Annotated in this window: 19 protein-coding genes; 15 read left to right on the top strand and 4 right to left on the bottom strand. The window is 33.1% G+C overall.

The annotated features are described in order from the left end of the window. The first annotated feature begins 45 nt into the window (after nucleotides 1–45). From M4I44_RS18070 to M4I44_RS18040, 7 genes are all read left to right on the top strand, one after another. A complete protein-coding gene (locus M4I44_RS18070) occupies nucleotides 46–813 on the top strand; it encodes an MBL fold metallo-hydrolase (RefSeq protein ID WP_249965647.1) in 768 nt (255 codons plus the stop codon). A gap of 170 nt (nucleotides 814–983) precedes the next feature. Beyond that, nucleotides 984–1,559, top strand: coding sequence for a Crp/Fnr family transcriptional regulator (locus tag M4I44_RS18065; RefSeq protein ID WP_249965646.1), 576 nt, complete (start codon nucleotides 984–986; stop codon nucleotides 1,557–1,559). Nucleotides 1,560–1,635: 76 nt separating this feature from the next. Further along, on the top strand, nucleotides 1,636–2,244 hold the full coding sequence (locus M4I44_RS18060) for a short chain dehydrogenase (RefSeq protein ID WP_153209445.1): 609 nt from the start codon (nucleotides 1,636–1,638) through the stop codon (nucleotides 2,242–2,244). A 77-nt stretch (nucleotides 2,245–2,321) separates the two neighbouring features. Further along, on the top strand, nucleotides 2,322–3,110 hold the full coding sequence (locus M4I44_RS18055) for a PhzF family phenazine biosynthesis protein (RefSeq protein WP_249965645.1): 789 nt from the start codon (nucleotides 2,322–2,324) through the stop codon (nucleotides 3,108–3,110). 86 nt (nucleotides 3,111–3,196) lie between these two features. Next, nucleotides 3,197–3,718, top strand: coding sequence for an N-acetyltransferase (locus tag M4I44_RS18050; protein WP_249965644.1), 522 nt, complete (start codon nucleotides 3,197–3,199; stop codon nucleotides 3,716–3,718). Between the two features lie 363 nt (nucleotides 3,719–4,081). Beyond that, nucleotides 4,082–4,489, top strand: coding sequence for a hypothetical protein (locus M4I44_RS18045; RefSeq protein ID WP_249965643.1), 408 nt, complete (start codon nucleotides 4,082–4,084; stop codon nucleotides 4,487–4,489). 288 nt (nucleotides 4,490–4,777) lie between these two features. Then, a complete protein-coding gene (locus M4I44_RS18040; protein WP_249965642.1) occupies nucleotides 4,778–5,248 on the top strand; it encodes a hypothetical protein in 471 nt (156 codons plus the stop codon). A 221-nt stretch (nucleotides 5,249–5,469) separates the two neighbouring features. Here M4I44_RS18040 and M4I44_RS18035 read toward each other — a convergent pair whose 3' ends face one another. Then, nucleotides 5,470–6,585 (bottom strand): IS91 family transposase, encoded by a 1,116-nt coding sequence (locus M4I44_RS18035; protein WP_249965641.1) that lies wholly within the window; start codon nucleotides 6,583–6,585, stop codon nucleotides 5,470–5,472. Continuing rightward, a complete protein-coding gene (locus tag M4I44_RS18030; RefSeq protein ID WP_249965640.1) occupies nucleotides 6,564–7,199 on the bottom strand; it encodes a tyrosine-type recombinase/integrase in 636 nt (211 codons plus the stop codon). The genes M4I44_RS18035 and M4I44_RS18030 overlap by 22 nt, the downstream gene beginning before the upstream one ends. A gap of 548 nt (nucleotides 7,200–7,747) precedes the next feature. Between M4I44_RS18030 and M4I44_RS18025 the strand changes: the two genes are divergently transcribed. The 4 genes from M4I44_RS18025 to M4I44_RS18010 all read left to right on the top strand — a co-directional run bounded on the left by M4I44_RS18025 (nucleotide 7,748) and on the right by M4I44_RS18010 (nucleotide 10,646). Further along, complete coding sequence (locus tag M4I44_RS18025; protein WP_249965639.1) at nucleotides 7,748–8,254, top strand: hypothetical protein; 507 nt, start codon at nucleotides 7,748–7,750, stop codon at nucleotides 8,252–8,254. 166 nt (nucleotides 8,255–8,420) lie between these two features. Beyond that, on the top strand, nucleotides 8,421–8,951 hold the full coding sequence (locus M4I44_RS18020; RefSeq protein WP_249965638.1) for a hypothetical protein: 531 nt from the start codon (nucleotides 8,421–8,423) through the stop codon (nucleotides 8,949–8,951). A 200-nt stretch (nucleotides 8,952–9,151) separates the two neighbouring features. Further along, nucleotides 9,152–9,652, top strand: coding sequence for a hypothetical protein (locus M4I44_RS18015; RefSeq protein ID WP_249965637.1), 501 nt, complete (start codon nucleotides 9,152–9,154; stop codon nucleotides 9,650–9,652). Nucleotides 9,653–9,809: 157 nt separating this feature from the next. Continuing rightward, nucleotides 9,810–10,646 (top strand): J domain-containing protein, encoded by an 837-nt coding sequence (locus tag M4I44_RS18010; protein ID WP_249965636.1) that lies wholly within the window; start codon nucleotides 9,810–9,812, stop codon nucleotides 10,644–10,646. A 459-nt stretch (nucleotides 10,647–11,105) separates the two neighbouring features. Here M4I44_RS18010 and M4I44_RS18005 read toward each other — a convergent pair whose 3' ends face one another. Together M4I44_RS18005 and M4I44_RS18000 are read right to left on the bottom strand one after the other, a co-directional pair. Continuing rightward, nucleotides 11,106–11,282 carry a histone H1 gene (locus tag M4I44_RS18005; protein ID WP_249965635.1) on the bottom strand — a complete coding sequence of 59 codons (177 nt, stop codon included), beginning with the start codon at nucleotides 11,280–11,282 and terminating at the stop codon, nucleotides 11,106–11,108. 77 nt (nucleotides 11,283–11,359) lie between these two features. Continuing rightward, nucleotides 11,360–13,033, bottom strand: a complete 1,674-nt coding sequence (locus M4I44_RS18000; protein ID WP_249965634.1) for a helix-turn-helix domain-containing protein — start codon at nucleotides 13,031–13,033, stop codon at nucleotides 11,360–11,362. Between the two features lie 331 nt (nucleotides 13,034–13,364). Here M4I44_RS18000 and M4I44_RS17995 point away from each other — a divergent pair, with 331 nt between their 5' ends. The 4 genes from M4I44_RS17995 (at nucleotide 13,365) to M4I44_RS17980 (ending at nucleotide 17,086) form a co-directional block, all read left to right on the top strand. Next, nucleotides 13,365–13,970, top strand: a complete 606-nt coding sequence (locus tag M4I44_RS17995) for a hypothetical protein (protein WP_249965633.1) — start codon at nucleotides 13,365–13,367, stop codon at nucleotides 13,968–13,970. A gap of 337 nt (nucleotides 13,971–14,307) precedes the next feature. Next, on the top strand, nucleotides 14,308–15,177 hold the full coding sequence (locus tag M4I44_RS17990; RefSeq protein ID WP_249965632.1) for an AraC family transcriptional regulator: 870 nt from the start codon (nucleotides 14,308–14,310) through the stop codon (nucleotides 15,175–15,177). 55 nt (nucleotides 15,178–15,232) lie between these two features. Then, entirely contained in the window at nucleotides 15,233–16,426 is a 1,194-nt protein-coding gene (locus M4I44_RS17985) for a hypothetical protein (protein WP_249965631.1), read from the top strand. A gap of 198 nt (nucleotides 16,427–16,624) precedes the next feature. Beyond that, a complete protein-coding gene (locus tag M4I44_RS17980) occupies nucleotides 16,625–17,086 on the top strand; it encodes a hypothetical protein (RefSeq protein WP_249965630.1) in 462 nt (153 codons plus the stop codon). Nucleotides 17,087–17,212 lie beyond the last annotated feature (126 nt).

Below are 17,212 nucleotides of genomic sequence, written 5' to 3'. Positions count from 1 at the left end.
TTAGCATTATGCAACTTTGCGCTTTCAATTTAAAACTATTAAATAATGAAAGTACATCATTTAAGAAACGCCACTTTAGTCATAGAAACTGGAGATAATTTTATATTAGTTGATCCAATGCTTGGAAAAAAAGGAACAGCTGGACCAACTTTTACACTTTTCCGATTCAAACCACAACGAAATCCTATTGTAGATTTACCAAACAATGCAATGGATATTGTTGAAAAAACTACACATTGTTTAATAACGCATTTGCATCCAGATCACTTAGACAAGAAAGCTGAGCATTTTCTTCGCACTAAACAAATTCGTGTTATTTGTAGCATAAAAGACGAAGCAACATTAAGAAAAAAAGGGTTAAACGTTTCACAAACGGTTGAATATTGGAAAGAAAGTTCTTTTTTAGACGGAAAAATTCAAGGTATTCCAGCAGTTCACGGTTATGGATTTGTTGCCAAACCAATGGGAAATGTAATGGGTTTTCACATTGAATTACCTAATGAAAAATCGATTTATTTAAGTGCAGATACGATTTATACTGATGATGTTCACAAAGTTTTGACACAATTAAAACCTGAAATTTCAGTTGCCGCTTGTGGAACGGCTCAATTAGATATTTTTCAACCTTTATTAATGCGAATGGATGATATTTTAAAGTTTGTAAAAAATGCACCAAATCAAGTAATCGCAAATCATCTAGAAGCTGTAAATCATTGCCCGACGACACGACAACAATTAAAAGTAGAAGTTTCAAAAATTGGACTTTCTGACAAGGTTTTTATTCCAAATGATGGAGAAAGTAAAGTCTTTTAATAAACTAAGTACAAATGATTTTATAGAAAAACAGCCAGTAAATCAATGTCATATTTTTTATATCATCAATGATTTGAAAGGGATTTAAAATTCTACACTTGTAATTACTAACTTTGCAAAGCAGCAAAATATAAATACGAATTATAGAATTAAAGCTTAAAACAAGTACTATGTTTAAGAAAAATCAACTGTTGGAATACTTAAAACAATACAATTTATTTACAGATAGTGAAATAAATGAATTTATAAGTTTAGCGACTATTTCTACGATAAAAAAAGGAGATTTTTTCATTAAACATGATGAAATGTGTACCACGCTTTCCTTCGTGAATTTTGGTATTTTTCGATCATTCTATTATTCTAATAATGACGAAGAAATAACCTATTGTTTTACCTTTCCCAATACATTATTAGTGGCTTATTCTTCATTTATTACACAGAATAAATCAGAAGAAAATTTACAAGCTTTAACCGATTCTGAAATAATTTCAATTTCAAAAAAAGAATTAGAAAACCTTGCGGAATCAAACAATAAATGGTTGAATTTTTTAAAAATAATTGCAGAAAAAGAATATGTTGAACTCGAAAAATGGATATTTAATCATCAAAAATCCAACGCCCAAAAACGATATGTAGATTTGATAAACAACTATCCACAATTTGTGCAACAAATTCCACTTCACTACATAGCTTCCTATCTTGGAATTACTCAAAGACATTTAAGTAGAATAAGAGCATCGATTTAATTTTTAGACAAATGTCCTACGTGCTTAGTAGGGCAGGAGTGTAATTTTGCACTTCAAATTAAAAATAATTAAATATATGAAAACAGTAATTTTAATAGGTGCTAATGGGAAAATGGGAAAAGCAGCACTTACAGGTTTAGGAAAACACAAAGTGATTACAGCTGGTCGTTCAAAAGACGGTTGCGACTACCAAGTTGACATTACCAGTGAAGAATCTTTGAGAAAATTATTCAAGGAGGTTGGTCACTTTGATGCAGTTGTGAATACAGTTGGCGTATGTGAATATGCAACCTTCGAGGAAATGACTGAAGCGCAATGGATGACTACAGTAATGAGTAAAATGATGGGGCAAATCAATATTGTTAGAATAGGTCAGGAATACATTGCTGATAAAGGTTCCTTTACGCTTATTACAGGTATACTAAATTTAAAGCCTATTCCTTTTGCTATTGCAGATGCAACTACAAGTGGTGCCATTGATACCTTTGTAAAATGTGTAGCCTTCGAAATGCCAAGAGGTATTCGTGTAAATTCAGTAAATCCAACAGTTTTAGCGGAGGCTTGGGATGTTTACGGCGATATGATGCCAGGATTTCAACCTGTACCAAGTGCATTGGTTGGTAAAGCGTTTGAGCGCTCGGTTGATGGATTTATTACTGGTCAAGTGATACTTGTTGATGCATAATTAACAAAAATTACAGCATATAGTCTTTTCAAAAAAGAAATTGACTATATGCTGTTTATTATAAAATAAAAAGAAAAATGGAATTAAAACTTTACCAAATTGACGCATTTACAGATACCATTTTTGGTGGAAATCCTGCTTGTGTGGTGCCTCTTGACAATTGGTTATCAGACGACATTTTGTTGAAAATAACTAAAGAAAATGCCGTTGCAGAAACCGCTTTTTTTGTAGATAAAGGAGAAAAAATCCATTTGCGATGGTTTACGCCAGAAATTGAAATGGATTTGTGCGGTCACGCCACACTTGCAACAGCACATTGCTTAAAGACAATTTTAGATTACAAAAAAGATGAAATTGTTTTCGAAACATTAAGTGGCGACTTAATTGTTAAAGTTGAAGATGGACTATACAAAATGGACTTCCCATCAAGAATGCCTATTGCAGATACTTTACCCGAGACAATTTCAAAATCTTTAAATATCCAACCTAGGGAAATTTTAAAATCAAGAGATTATGTTTTGGTTTATGAAAACGAAACAGCAATTAGAAATATTAAAATTGATCGACAATTGTTTGACCAAATCAACCTTGATCCAGGCGGAGTAATTGTAACCGCAATTGGAGATAACTGTGATTTTGTTTCTCGATTTTTTACACCACAAGCCTCCATTTTAGAAGATCCTGTTACAGGTTCAGCACATTGTTCTTTAGTGCCATTTTGGTCAAAAAGACTTGATAAAAAAGTACTCTATGGGCAACAAGTTTCGGAACGAATGGGCAAACTATATTGTGAAGACAAAGGTGACCGAGTTATTATTAGCGGAACAGCAAAAACCTATTCTGTTGGGAACTTTTGGATAGAATAAAACAATTTCTTGAAACAACAAAATATCGATTGTCATTGTAACCGACTCGCTTCAAAAATAAAAGAAAATTAAAAAGAAAATCAAAAATGAACTTTCAAATACAAAATAGCAGCAGTAACGATACAGACGAAATTTTCCGTTTATATAAAATTGCTACCGATTTTCAGAAGACGAGATTTATCAACCATTGGCCAGAATTTGATAGAAAACTTATTGAAACTGAAATTTCAGAAAACAGACAATGGAAAATTGTTTCAGAAGGTAAAATTGCTTGTGTGTGGGCGACAACATTTAATGATCCACAAATTTGGGAGGAACGTAACGAAGATCCAGCTGTTTACATTCACCGCATAGCAACAAATCCTGATTTTCGCGGACAAAATTTAGTGGGCAAAATTGTAGAATGGGCAAAAAATTATGCTCAAGAAAATCAAAAACAATTTGTTAGAATGGATACTGTTGGCGATAATTCAGGATTAATTAATCACTACACAAAATGTGGCTTTGAGTTTTTAGGTTTACTGAAACTTAAAACCACTGAAGGACTTCCAGCACATTATGACAACGCAACAGTAAGCTTATTTCAAATTGACGTAAACTATAAATAAGAAAATAACTTCTCATTTATTTGTTTACAGTTTTATTTAATCCATTCTTGACAATTGAAAATATTGAAAACAGTTTTACTACATTTCCCAATACAAAAAGACAGGAATACAAAAATAAAAACTGCCACCAACACACGCTACAAGCAATTTGGGTATTAGGCTTAATTTGAAATTGGTTTTGTATTTGGTAGATTTGGCAAATCCGAATAATGGGCTTAATTTAGTCCCAAACTACTTGTAGCGCGGGAACGTTGGCGGTCAGTTGAACGCCGAACGGAGAAGAAAATACTCTAACAAATTTGAATTTCTTTAGGCACCAAAATTGAAAAAATAAAAATGGAATTTTAAATCCTAAATTACAGAATGAGCAAATCATACAAAATTCAAATATATTTTTATTCAATACTTATAATTAGCATAATTTGGTTATTTATATTTCCAAAGCCTATTAAAAATTTCGCTCCAATTATTTTTGGAATTCCAACTTTTCCCGTTTTTATATTTAATTTTCGTGATAAATTAGAAGATTTTAGTAGGGCTCTTAAAAATACACTCCCTGATTTATTCCAAAAATATGTTGTTGATTATGGAGTTTCAGCCGATAAAGGAGAAATCGTTGACATAGGATTATTATCAAAGAATGCAGATTTTGACAATTTAAAAGATGTGGAACTTTACGAAATATATATTTTATGTAAACAATCAATAAGATTAGCTTTCATCTCTTTTTGGATTATAGCATTATTAGGAATTGCAACAGTTTATCTGTAGGAAAGAAAAAATCAGAAATATAAATATGGAACTTTAAAATTGGATTTTGCCAGCAGAAGCGTGAAAAGCAGAAACTTAATAATAGGTTTGAAATCGTAATTCCTACTAAAAAAAACCGAACCGCCAACACACGCTACAAGCAATTTGGGCATTTGGCTTAATGGAAAGATTGGTTTGTATTTGGAAGATTTGTCAAATCCGAATAATGAGCTTAATTTAGTCCCAAACTGCTTGTAGTGCGGGAACGTTATGAGCAATTTCACAGAATTTTAATCTAAAATAGAACGGATGTTATTTAACCGACAAATTACGGAATGGGAACACATCGTTAATGAAAGTTGTGATATCGAGTTTGATTATGTCGCAATTGATAGCATTGGTCAACTTGCAATTTTTAGCACATTTAATAGAGGATTTAAACCAAAGATTGTGACCAAATCTTTCGAAGATTTCTTAAAATTGGATGAGTTCATGGAAACGTTGCCGAAAATAGCAAAGCCAATACAAAAAACTGAAAGCGACGGTATCTATGATGACTGGAAAAAGTATGCGGAATTAGGTTTTTATGCTTATGACAATCAAGATGTGCACAGAACAAATAAATTGGAACGATACGACATTATTTATCAACCAAAAGAGCCTTTAAAAATAGAAAGCCAAACAGAACTTCAAAAGTTTGAAAATATTATTCCTAAATTTGATTTAGTGTTTGGAGAAAATTTAAAGTTTGAGGAATTAGAAAAAGCGCTGAGAGAATAGAAACTGCACATAATAGCTAGAGATTCGTTGGGCTTGAAAAGCCAACAATGAAACTCCTGTTGAACGGAACCGCTCTACATCCATACCTTATGGGTTTTTCGATAAATGAATTTTAAGAATTTCAAGAGGCTACAGTGCCTCTTTTTTTTGAAGTAGTTTTAAGTATGTTTTTTTTAAGTGTTTTCCATCACTTGTATGCATAAGTTCCCTTACCCGAAAAATCAATTTTTACAGGCAATGGAGTTTTGGCTACTGCCAAGATACCAGACAGGTGGGCCACGCTGGTCAAAAATAACGATGCGATGTAGATTGCCTTTTTTGCAACAGTGACATTTGGGTAAAAAAGGTTTTCTTTCTTCTTTTTGCAACACTTTTACCTGAAGTTTTTCTTGCAAAACTTTCAGTTTTTTCCGTTTCCATGTACTGCTCAAAAAGCCATAATGACGGATCTTCACAAAACCTTTGGGTAAAACATGCAACGAAAACCGTCTGATAAACTCCCCGTGTGTGAGTGTCATTTGTTTTGGGGTTCCTGCCATTCGGTAATCCTTATAATGAAAAGTCACGTTTTGATTATCGATGTTTTTGATTCGATGGTTGCTAATGGCTATTTTATGAGTGTATCTGCCTAAATATTCGACCACCGACTTTGAACTTCCAAAAGGTTTTTTTGCAAAAACTACCCAAGGTTTCTGCCATAATTCTTGCCTAATTTGCTCGTATTTAATAGGCTCTTTCCCTTTGAGCTTTTCGCAGTATTTTGCTCTGAAAACCTTCGACAACGCCTTGACCGGAAACAGAAAATTGCCATCTGTCCTGCTGTTTTTCCACTGTCCGTCTTTATTGATGCCTCCTCCAGGTACAATACAGTGCAGGTGTGGATGCAGACTCAGTTGTTGTCCCCAAGTATGCAAAACGGCTATAATTCCCATTTGCATTTCTTTGTCTTTTCCAAAGCTTTGAAGGGTTTCACAAGTAGCTTCAAACAAAGTGTCGTACACCATTTTAGGTTGATGTATCGCCAGAGAATTAATGCTCGCAGGCAAGGTAAAAACCACGTGGAAGTATGGCACAGGCAAAAGCTCAGTTCTTCTAGCCTGTATCCAATCTTCCCGTTTATTGCCCTGACATTTTGGACAATGCCGATTACGGCAGGAATTGTAACTTATTGATAGTTGACCACAACTGTCACAAGCATCAATATGACCGCCCAATTGTGCTGTCCTACACTTTTTTAAAGCGTAAAGAGTACGAAGCTGCCAGGTATTTAATCCGTAGTTTTCAATTTTTGAGCCAATTTTTCGCAGTACATCGGCTACTTCAAACTTCGGCTGCATTTGACAAAAAGCGTATCAAGGGGACTGAATTTTTGCTGAGTCTCAAGTTGTGCAATCTGTAAATACTCTAAAGTTGTCTCCAAATTTTGATGTCCCAGAAGGTCCTTAAGAGTGATAATGTCCATTCCATCCTCAAGCAGATGCGTAGCATAACTGTGCCTTAGTGTATGCACATGAACTTCTTTTTTTACTCCTGCGGCCTTGGCTACTTGCTTGATTGCCCATTGCACGCCACGTTGCGAATAACGATTGTCAAAATCACCACCAGCACCATTAGCCAAAGGTTGTCCGTTAAAAAGATACTCTTGAGGTTTTTCTACTTCAATGTATTTTTTTAGTCCTCGAATTAAATGTTCTGAAAGGGGAACGTAACGGTCTTTTTTGCCTTTTCCCTGTACAACTTTGAGTTGTTTTCGATCAAAATCCAGATCCTGCAAGCGTACATTTCTGGCTTCCATACAACGCAAACCACACCCATAAAGTAATCCGATTAGTATTCGGTGTTTGAGCAAAGCGGCATTTTGAAGCATTGCCCAGACTTCTTCTTTGCTCAAAACAACAGGGAGTTTTTTTTCGTGTTTAATAGAGGGTAATCTAAGAAATTCATAAGGCAAGCCTTCGGATTTGAGCAAAAAACGAAGTCCGTACACACAGTGCTTGAAATAGGTCTGAGACGGGGATTTTGATTTTTTTTGAAGAAAAAACAAGTAGTCATGAATTTGCTCGGGATCAAGCTCGGTGGGTATTTTGCCGAAATACAGAGAAATAGAGGCAACATGTCGTGAGTAATTACTAAATGTGCTTTGGCTTCTGCCTAAAACGGAAACCGTGCGCTCAAAACGATCTAATAACTCCGTAAAACCAGATACTTCTCTTTTGGCTTGGTTGAGAATTTTGTTCTCTCTTAATTCTTAAACCGACTTTTTTTTGTGACCATAATTATAATTTTTAGTTATATTCGTAAGATACAAAATCTCGGTAAGTGCTACCGAAGGTTTAGTTCAACAGCAACTACAACGGATTTGGGCAATTGGCTTAATGGAAAGTTGGTTTTGTATTTGGGATGATTTGGCAAATCCGAAAATAGGGCTTAATTTAGTCCCAAACCCGCTGTAGTAGCGGGACGTTACCTGCAATGTCGAATCACGAAAATTTATAAATAATGAAACAAATCCTAACATATCTAGTTCTGGTCGTTTTTTTTTCCTGCAATTCTCGTGAACAAAAAACTACAGAAAATGAAGAAAAAAGCGTAACAGAAGTTAAGTCCGCTAAAAAATGGCTTATTGAATCGATTGAATCATATTTTAAAAATGATAATTCAGAGATGATATCAATAACTACAAAACGTTATGCAGAATATAAATCAGACGCGATGAATATCGAGTTTGACGTAGATGGAAATCTAACTGAAAAGGATTTTGAAAAAAAATGGAAAAATCATTATGATACAAAACTAGCCGGTTTTCATTCAGGTTTCCTCATTTCGGGTCAAGATTGGATCAATCCAACTGTCACAAATTGTGATTTAAAAAGCAAGACCGAAAATGGTTTAGTATTTAAAACTACTATTTCAGATGACGGTTATAAAGTGAAATATATCAGAGAAATTAAAGTTATAAAAGAAAACGGTCACTTCAAAATAGATGATGTTATTGACCTAAATTAACAAGACACTGCAGGTAACACACGCTACAAGCAATTTGGGTATTTGGCTTAATTTAAAATTGGTTTTGTATTTGGATGATTTGGCAAATCCGAAAATAGGGCTTAATTTAGTCCCAAACTGCTTGTAGCGCGGGGACGTTGGCAGTAATTGTAAAAAACGAATTCTAATGAAATTAACACTTGTAAATAAACCATTTCTCATCGTTTTTGTCTTGTCAATTTTATTATATTCTTGTCAGAAAGAAGAAAAACAAAAGAAAATTAAAGAATCTAAAGTTCACTCTTGTGCAAAAGAATTACAACCACCGCCACCAATAGAAAATAGAATTTTATCATCAGCGAAACTCGAAATAAATGAGGAAAAGAGAAAATATTTTGTTACTGTAAATTTAGTTGCTGATAAGTTAGTAGATTTTAACGGAAAAGACCAACAGCTTTATAAAATTGAAACAACAAACAAAAATAGGACAAGAAAACTTTATTTCGCTCTTCCAATAGATTACAATAAATATTGGAATGAATTAAAAATATTTCCTGATAAAGAAAATAAGATTTTAGAAATCGGTTTTAAAGAAAAGGAAATTTCAAAAACATTATATAAACTTTACGGATATAAATATGACAATGAAGATTTCGGAAATGGTCTTATTGAGATAAAATCAAATTTTGAAAAGAATCAATATAGAATAATCGACTAGCTAAAAACAACTACTGTCAACACACGCTACAAGCAATTTGGGGTTTTGGCTTAATGGAAAAATTGGTTTGTATTTGGAAGATTTGGCAAATCCGAAGAATGGGCTTAATTTAGTCCCAAACTGCTTGTAGCGCGGGAACGTTGTGTGCTAGTTTATCAGAAAATTTACGGTTAAAAGAACTCCGAAAATCTAAATCAAGAATGACAAATAATTGGGAAGAAATAAAATGGATTTTTGAACCTGATGGAACATTAAGAGATATTTATGTAGAAAACGTAGATATTGAAGATTGGAAAATTCTAATAGATTATTTAAATGCAAATCATATTGTAAAATATTGGCCGTCAGATGATAATCAAATTGTAAATAAGATTGATAAAGATTATTTAATTCAATTATTGACAGACTTTACAGGAAAATTGGAATTAAAAACTGTGGCAATAATTATTGACGATATAATTATAAATACTCATTTTTTTACAGTTGATGAAATTGAATTCGATATTGAACCTAAAGAAATAAACTCTGTAGAGGATTATGAAAAGGTTTTGAGTTTTATGAATGAAATTAGTCGAATTTTAAATAAACAATTGATTTTGACTGGTGAAAATCAAATTCAATTTCCACTCGTAAGAGTTGATTTCTCAAAAAATCTAATAAAAGCATTGACAAAAAAAGATGCTGAAAAGTTGTGGAAGTAAAAAACCAGCACACAACACACGCTACAAGCAATTTGGGTATTTGGCTTAATTTAAATATGGTTTTGTATTTGGAAGATTTGGCAAATCCGAAAATAGCGCTTAATTTAGTCCCAAACTACTTGTAGCGCGGGAACGTTAGCGGTAATCAAAAAAAAATTTGGAAATAACAGAAGCATTTGCAATTTTAAATCTCTCATCGGAGTCAACTTCAGAAGAAATAAACAAAAGATATAAAGAACTATCACAAATTCATCATCCTGATAAAGGTGGTTCTAATGAAGAGTTTTCAAGATTAAAAGATGCAAAAAACCTTGCAATTATATACGCAGAGAACAAATCACTAATAATTGTTGCAAATCACGTTTACGGAACTGAGTTGGCAATAATTGAAAAAAAACGAGAAGTTTCAAATCAAATTAATTCGTTTTTAAATAAAACTGAACGCAGATATCGTAGTAAATATCAAAGTTTAAAGGAAATATCTCTTGGTTGCGCTACTATCTCTGGTACATTAGGATTAATTACTAATAAATCTTTGCCAATATTTGAGATTATTCCCGAAAATTTTAGAACTTATTTTTTGATTACTGCCGTATTTTTTGGGATGGCATTTTTGATGGTAAATTACATGACAAATCAATTAAAAGATAAAATTGATGAGTTGAAAGAAATCTTTGAGAACAAAGAAGACCTTCATCAAATTTTATCAAAAATATTTTCAGTAAATAACGATAGTATTTTAACTAGGCGTGAAATCTATCACGAAATAGCACATACATCATTTAATGATGAGAATTATCGCAATAATTCTATGGCACAACTTCTTTCATTATCTATTAGATCTAATAATTCACTAGACTCTCTAATAAGATTAGTAGGAATCGAGGAATTTGGAAAAATTTTGATTTTGAAAGGTGTTTCAAATAAAATGCTAACCGAGATTGAAAATAAAGAAAACGCAGTTTTAGAAATAAAATATTTTTTTAATAAATAAATTGACTACCGCTAACAGCAAGAGTTTCGTTGCGTGCGTAGCACGAACAATGAAACCCGTGTTGAAAGGAACCGCTGAGATTCCGCAACTATGGGTTTTTCGTAAAGATTTTACTGATAAGCAGAATACTTCTCTCCAGCCCCGATTGCTTCGCCAGTTCGCTTCGCTCGTGTGCAGTGGAAATCCTTTTGCGCCGGGGTCCGGCATAAAAGATTACTTCACTTACTTTTTATCTCAATCGGAGTTCAGTGAACTTCGTTTACAGCGCAAAGCGGGAGAGGCTGCCAGATAAAAAACCTTGAGCTTCTGCTTCAAAAAAGCACTGCTGTCATTCAGTTTAAAAATATCAGCAAGGACCAGCCATTAGAATCAGCATAAAAAGAACTAAAAACAGGCATAAAAAAATGGGGTTTAAAAACCCCATTCTCTTCTTTTAAAAGTAAGTAAGACTGCCAAAAATTATTTCTTAGACTCCTCAATAGAAACCTTTCTAAACTCTTTTAAAAGTTTTTCGATTTCTAAAGATGATTTACGAGCTCTTGCTCCTGCAGCTTTAACTCCTTTTTCAATTAGAGAGTCTGATTCTGTTTTAAATGTTTCGATTTCAGCGTTGATTTTTGCAACTAGATCTTTCATTATACAATTTTTTTAAATTAATTGGGCAAAAGTAAAATTTTGCCATAAATGAAAACGGTATTGCTAACAAAATATTTTCACGAATTCTCTTTTTTCAATTCCTTAAGGAAATAACTGAACGAAATTCCTGTTTTTGAGTGGAATGCATTAGTAAACCGGGGAGTGGAAGTAAAACCGGCTTCCTCCGCCAGTGAGCCTATAGAGTAATTTCTATGCATGTTTGAGTTTCGCAGCAGTTCTAGCAGATAATCAATTTTTAGGTCATTGATATAGTCAGCAAAACGCTTGCCGCTGCGATGGTATATCACTTTTGAGAGGTATTTACTGTTAGTATTAAACCTTACAGTTAAAGTGGCTAGTGTTACCTCTTTGTGCAGGAATTTTTTGTCCCTTTCAAATTTTTCAAGGTGTTTTATTATTTGCTGTACAGTCTCCTGCGAGATATCAGTTATTTCGAATTTATCGGGTGACTGTTTCTGGAAGGTGCTCTTTTCATTTTTTTTCAGAAGCAGATCAAATTTGATCTTATTGCGCTTTTTGGTTTCAAAGTGGTTATAGGTCCCGTAAATGACAGCGGAGAACAGAACGACAACGACGCTGATCAAAATAACATCATAATATTTCGCTTTTACAAGCTGCTGCTGTATTTTTTCTTTTTCAAGGAGAATTTCTTTTGTGTCATATTCCTTGTGAATTTTGCCCATTAGGTACTTATTGGTATCTGTTAATATAGAATCTGCTTTTAAAAGCTGGTCTATATAATACAACTGGGATTTCAGGTTATTTTCTTTCTTGTAATATTTAATCATTAATTCAAAAACTTCTCTTAAATCCGGACGAATGTAACCTTTCTCAATAAATACTTTTTCCACCTTTTTAAAGTAAGGAACTGCTTTTGCCTGACGCTGTAGTTTCCAATAGTTTTTTCCAATGTAAAAATTGGCAATTGATTCATTTGCAAACTCTGTCATGCTGTTTAACTGCGGCATAACTTCCTGAAGCAATTGAATAGAAGTGTGATAATTATTTAGAAAGAACTGGTTGATTCCTTCGGAGTGCTTAAAAAATAATTCCATCTCGGGAATCTTAAGGCGCTCACATTCTTTAATTCCTACAGCATTAGTTTCGGAGCATTTACTGTAATCTCCAATCTTGTTGTAACAAACACTAAGTGAGTGCAGTGAATTTAAATAGGGGCGGGGCTGATTTTTTTTAAAATATGTAACGCATTCATTAAAGAGTGAAATAGCCTCATCATAGAAGCCGAGATAATATTTAATCTGAGCAATATGATATTTGGTTTTGTAGATCAGGTAATCATTTTCGGTTTTGGAAATGCTTTCATTTGCTTTAATATAATAATCATAGGCTTTTACATAGTTTTTCTGGCTGTAATAGACTATTCCTTTGGATAGCTGAGCAGATCCGATCAGTTCATTACTTCTTGACTTTACAGCTGTCTGCACCATGCTGTCTGCATATTTTAAACGGAGAATCATAGGTGACTGATGCAGCATATTTTGATATGCATTAACTAACTCTTCATGATTCTTTTCACTGCGCGCTTTTCTTAAATAGGCATATAAATATGGAGATGCTTTCAGACTGTCATTTTTGTATTGATAAATTTTATCATCCAGATATCCATAACTTTTAAAAATAAGGGAATCAGGAATTCTGTTCGGAGTATTCTGGGCAGTTAAAGATTTAATTAGAAATAGAAGCAGCAGTACCGATAAATTACATTTCATAATACATAGAAATTTTGAGTTTATGCTCTGATGAAAGCATAAATCAGATTAATAAAAAAAATGTAGAAGTCGCTATAGAGCAACTTTCAAAAATAATGTAATTATTTGAATTTCAATATTTAATGTAAGAAAAATACATTATTGATTTCATGGAAATCGACAGTGGATTTTCCGAAAATCCACATACATGCACTTGATTTATGATTTTTTGCAATTTAGATTTGCCTTGAATTCAACAGCAAAAGATTCAGTAAAGTACTGAGCAAAAGTTCTGCTGGCCCGGGTAAAATGGACTGAGACAAGTTCTCAATTAACCAAACCATTTTGCATTATGAAAAATTTACTATTAACTGGTTTAATTATTTTTTTAGGTTCATGTTCAAATGACGATTTTGACAATTCTGATTTAAGATTGGTTTCCTGCCAAGCAATCAGCAAAGAGAAAACTGCAGATTTTAAAAATGGGTCTGCTTTAGAGGAAAACTTTAAGGAAGTTCCGGCGGGAGATTACGTACTTCTAGTTCCAGCCCAATTAAAAGAAAGGATCATTTCAGTATTAAAAGCCCAACATGGGCGAAATGAACTAAAGACTTTTGAGAAAAGCAGTTCTGCTTTAAATACAATTTCTTCTACGGAGGATCCTGTCTCAACATTATTTATAATTGTTGATGAAAGTACACTGGGATCATCATTGAAACTTGATCTGAAGGGGTATATAGTCAATCTCGGAAATCTTCGCGGCCAGCAGTACCAAATTGTGGATGATTTTATAATTCAATATGAGATTTCAAAACGACAGGATTCAACACTTCTAACAGATGAAAAGGAATCCATTTTATCTATTTCCTCAATTTCGGAAGCAGTTTTATTTAGCGAAAAGGACAGAAAAGACAGAGATTGGGAGACATCCACCACCAGTAAGAGTACCAGACATTAATAATGTAACGACGTAATTGAAGTTGAATCACTTCCTACTTTAATATAGTTGATTAATAATTTTCTAATCTACCTGATTTATGAAAAAGAGAGCTTTGTTTTATATTTTATTGTTCCTTTTTAATCTTTGCAGCCTTTATTTTATAATGAAGCTTTTTGCTGCTGATCAGCTGGTACAGTACGCACTTTACGAGGACAATATAATTGAGAGTCCAAGATTAACAGCGTATATTTTATACGTATGCTGTTTGTCTAATTTATATTTCCAGTTTTTTACATGGATGGAATATTTTTTCAAGGATGAAATCTAAAAGGAGATCTAAACTAAAAGAACAAAAATGATTAGAGAAATCTTAAATACTGAGATTAAAAGCATTGAAAATGATGGTATTGATGTAGTATACATTACAGACTATAGGGCAAAAAATATTGTACCGGTCCCATTTTTCGTTTCAAATTTTTCAGTGCTTTTAATCAAAAGTGGTAAAATGAATATCAGATTTCATGACGAAACTAATATAGTTAATCGGAAAGATTTATTGGTAATCCCATTTAATTCCATTTGCACCAGGCTTGAAGCGACGGATAATATCCAGCTTTATCTTGTAAGGACAAATTTTGATTTTGCATTTAATAATTGTTATGAGAAAGAGCTTTTGGATGCTTTTAGTTTTCTAATGTTAAAATCAGATCGAAAGATTAGTCTTCAGGAAACGGATTTTAAAGTTTTGTCGCTTATTTATAAATTAATGTATGTATTACAGAACAGCAATGACAAACCGGAAGTAATTACTAAGCTGCGCCGGATATGCTTTAATTTATTTATATATGAACTCAAATTTATACATTCGAAATATAAACCTGACTTAAATTTTGACTTTTCAAGAAGAGAAAGCATTGTATTACAATTCCTGACTATACTTTCAATTCATTTGAGAAAACAGCATCATGTCCAGTTTTATGCAGGAGCTTTATTTATCACTCCAGGACATTTGAATAAGATGGTAAAAGAAAGCACAGGTAAAACAGCGAAAGCCTTTATAATTGAAGCTCTTGTCAATGTTTCAAAAAATCTTCTTACGGATTCAAGCTATTCCGTGGCTAATATTGCCGATGAATTAGAATTCAGCAGCGCTGAAAACTTTGGAGTGTTTTTCAAAAGACATACAGGTATGCTGCCAACTGAATTTCGTTCAAGTAAAAAATAAGCTGCCTAATCGCTCCTCATTCTGCCAGAGATTGTTTAATTAAAACGATAAGACGATGATTAAAATGTATCCTTTGGAATGGTTTGATTCGTTAATTATAAATTCATTTGATACTGATAATTCTTCTGTAAAAGTATCGGAATATGAACTGGAGAATTTGAGTAAAACAATAGTATCTGAATCAAAAAAAATTAAAATTCATATTAAAGATTCTTTTTTCGAGCTGAAAAGTAAAAGGCAGATTAGACTTCTTATAAGAAAATATCATTCTTCGTTGGTGTTTTTAATAGATAGAGTAGTAGAAATAAGAATGATCGAAAAATTCAATTCTCCTGAATTTTTTAGAATATTTGACCTGATCGTTAATTCCCTCGAGGATTTGCTTTCATTTGTAGAAATCAGATATTCGTCCTTCATGAGTTTGGACCAAAGGGTGTCATATAGCTATTTTTCAATTTGGAAAAAAGAGACACTTGAGGTTTTAAAGAATGTGATTAAAAAAAAAGAAAATACTGGGGAGAATGATCTCGAATTGGAATTTGTTGTTAATCTTCTTGCTGCGCCACTTCATAACAGCAAAAAGAATAAGTATACCTATCGGCAGATTTTGTATTATAGAGAGATTATCATCGAACTTGAAAAATTAAACGATCAAGTTACGGAATCTGAAGGTTTTTCAAATCTTGATCTTATGCTTATAAGAATGAATTTTAATTCCAGAGAATATACCGAGAGACTGGTTAATAGAATAGGCAGGTATTTAGAAGGTTTTGAGAATTTATCTGAAAGACTTGAAAAGCTGCTATACTTCTGCAAGAAACTGTCTAAAATAAACGCAGATTTAAAATTAACCTTTAATCCATCTCAACAGAATCTTATCTCATTTTTGGAATACTGGTTCTCCAGCGAAATCAGATTTGCTGAAAAGAAGGCTGCAATTCTCCTACAGGAACAGATTGATGCTTCTGTCGGGAGTGAATTTGTGGAGAAGGCAGATTCAAAACTTGAATGTATACTTTCAGGAGATCAGATTGGACTTATTTTAAGGGCTACAGATGAGGCGAGAATTATTAAAGCTAAGTCTATGAATTACATATTTAAAAGTATAGTACCTTATCTTTCTACTCCCGTAAAAAGAAATCTTTCTTACCAGTCAGTGAGAAGCAAGTCATATAATGCAGAAGAGCGTGATAAGGAAATTGCGATTGAAAGTCTTGAAAAAATAATCTGTAAGATAAAAACGTACTAGATTTTATTGTCTTGTGTAATCTGACAACCCTTTAAATTCGGGCATTTTGAAAGGGTACAAAAAGGGTACAAAAAAGTTGTACTTGTAGAAAATTTATTCTTATCGTTCCTTTGACCTGTAGAATAAATCCCATCAAAATTTAACGGATGGTGATTTTCATAGAGGAGGATAAAATGTTGAACGATAAAATGAGGAGCTATGTTTACAAATATTTCATGGGGCAGTTATCTGACCGCGGCTGGTATTGCTGTAATTTTCTGGTATCTAATAATCTTACTGAAATTTCACAGTAGTGATTTAAAAAAAATCTTATCAGGTGAAAAAAAACTGCAAATACCATTTCTAAAAAAAACTTCTAAAAGTTTACAGGATATAAAATCGATATCCGATTCATTTCCGAACTCTTTTGATACCCTGGAAGATGCGGAAAATCTGTCGCAACGTATTAAAGAAGCAGTTAAAGAAAGTGCAGAAAAACGACTAACAAAACAGCAGTTTCAAAACTACCTGCGAATGCTTCTGGATGAATATCCTTATGTCAAAATTTCCTCCCTCAGAGAAAACATTAACCAACAAATGGTCTTTGAATCTCAAAAGCATCCCGATCTGCTTTTAACGCTCAGTGAGGCAGACAGTCTTTGGGAAGGAGCGGTATTTTAAAAAATTCAGAGGAGGAATATTCCCCGTTCTCTCTGGTGCGGTATGGCTTTATGTGACAGGAAAAATAGAGCTGCAACGGTGGTATTCCTCTTCTTTTTATAAAGAATAACTTTAAAAATGATTTGT

The organism is Flavobacterium sp. B183 (assembly GCF_023539155.1).
Taxonomy (GTDB): Bacteria; Bacteroidota; Bacteroidia; order Flavobacteriales; family Flavobacteriaceae; genus Flavobacterium; species Flavobacterium tructae.
The sequence above is the reverse complement of the archived record's forward strand: the minus strand, read 5'-3'. Positions and strand labels throughout refer to the sequence as shown.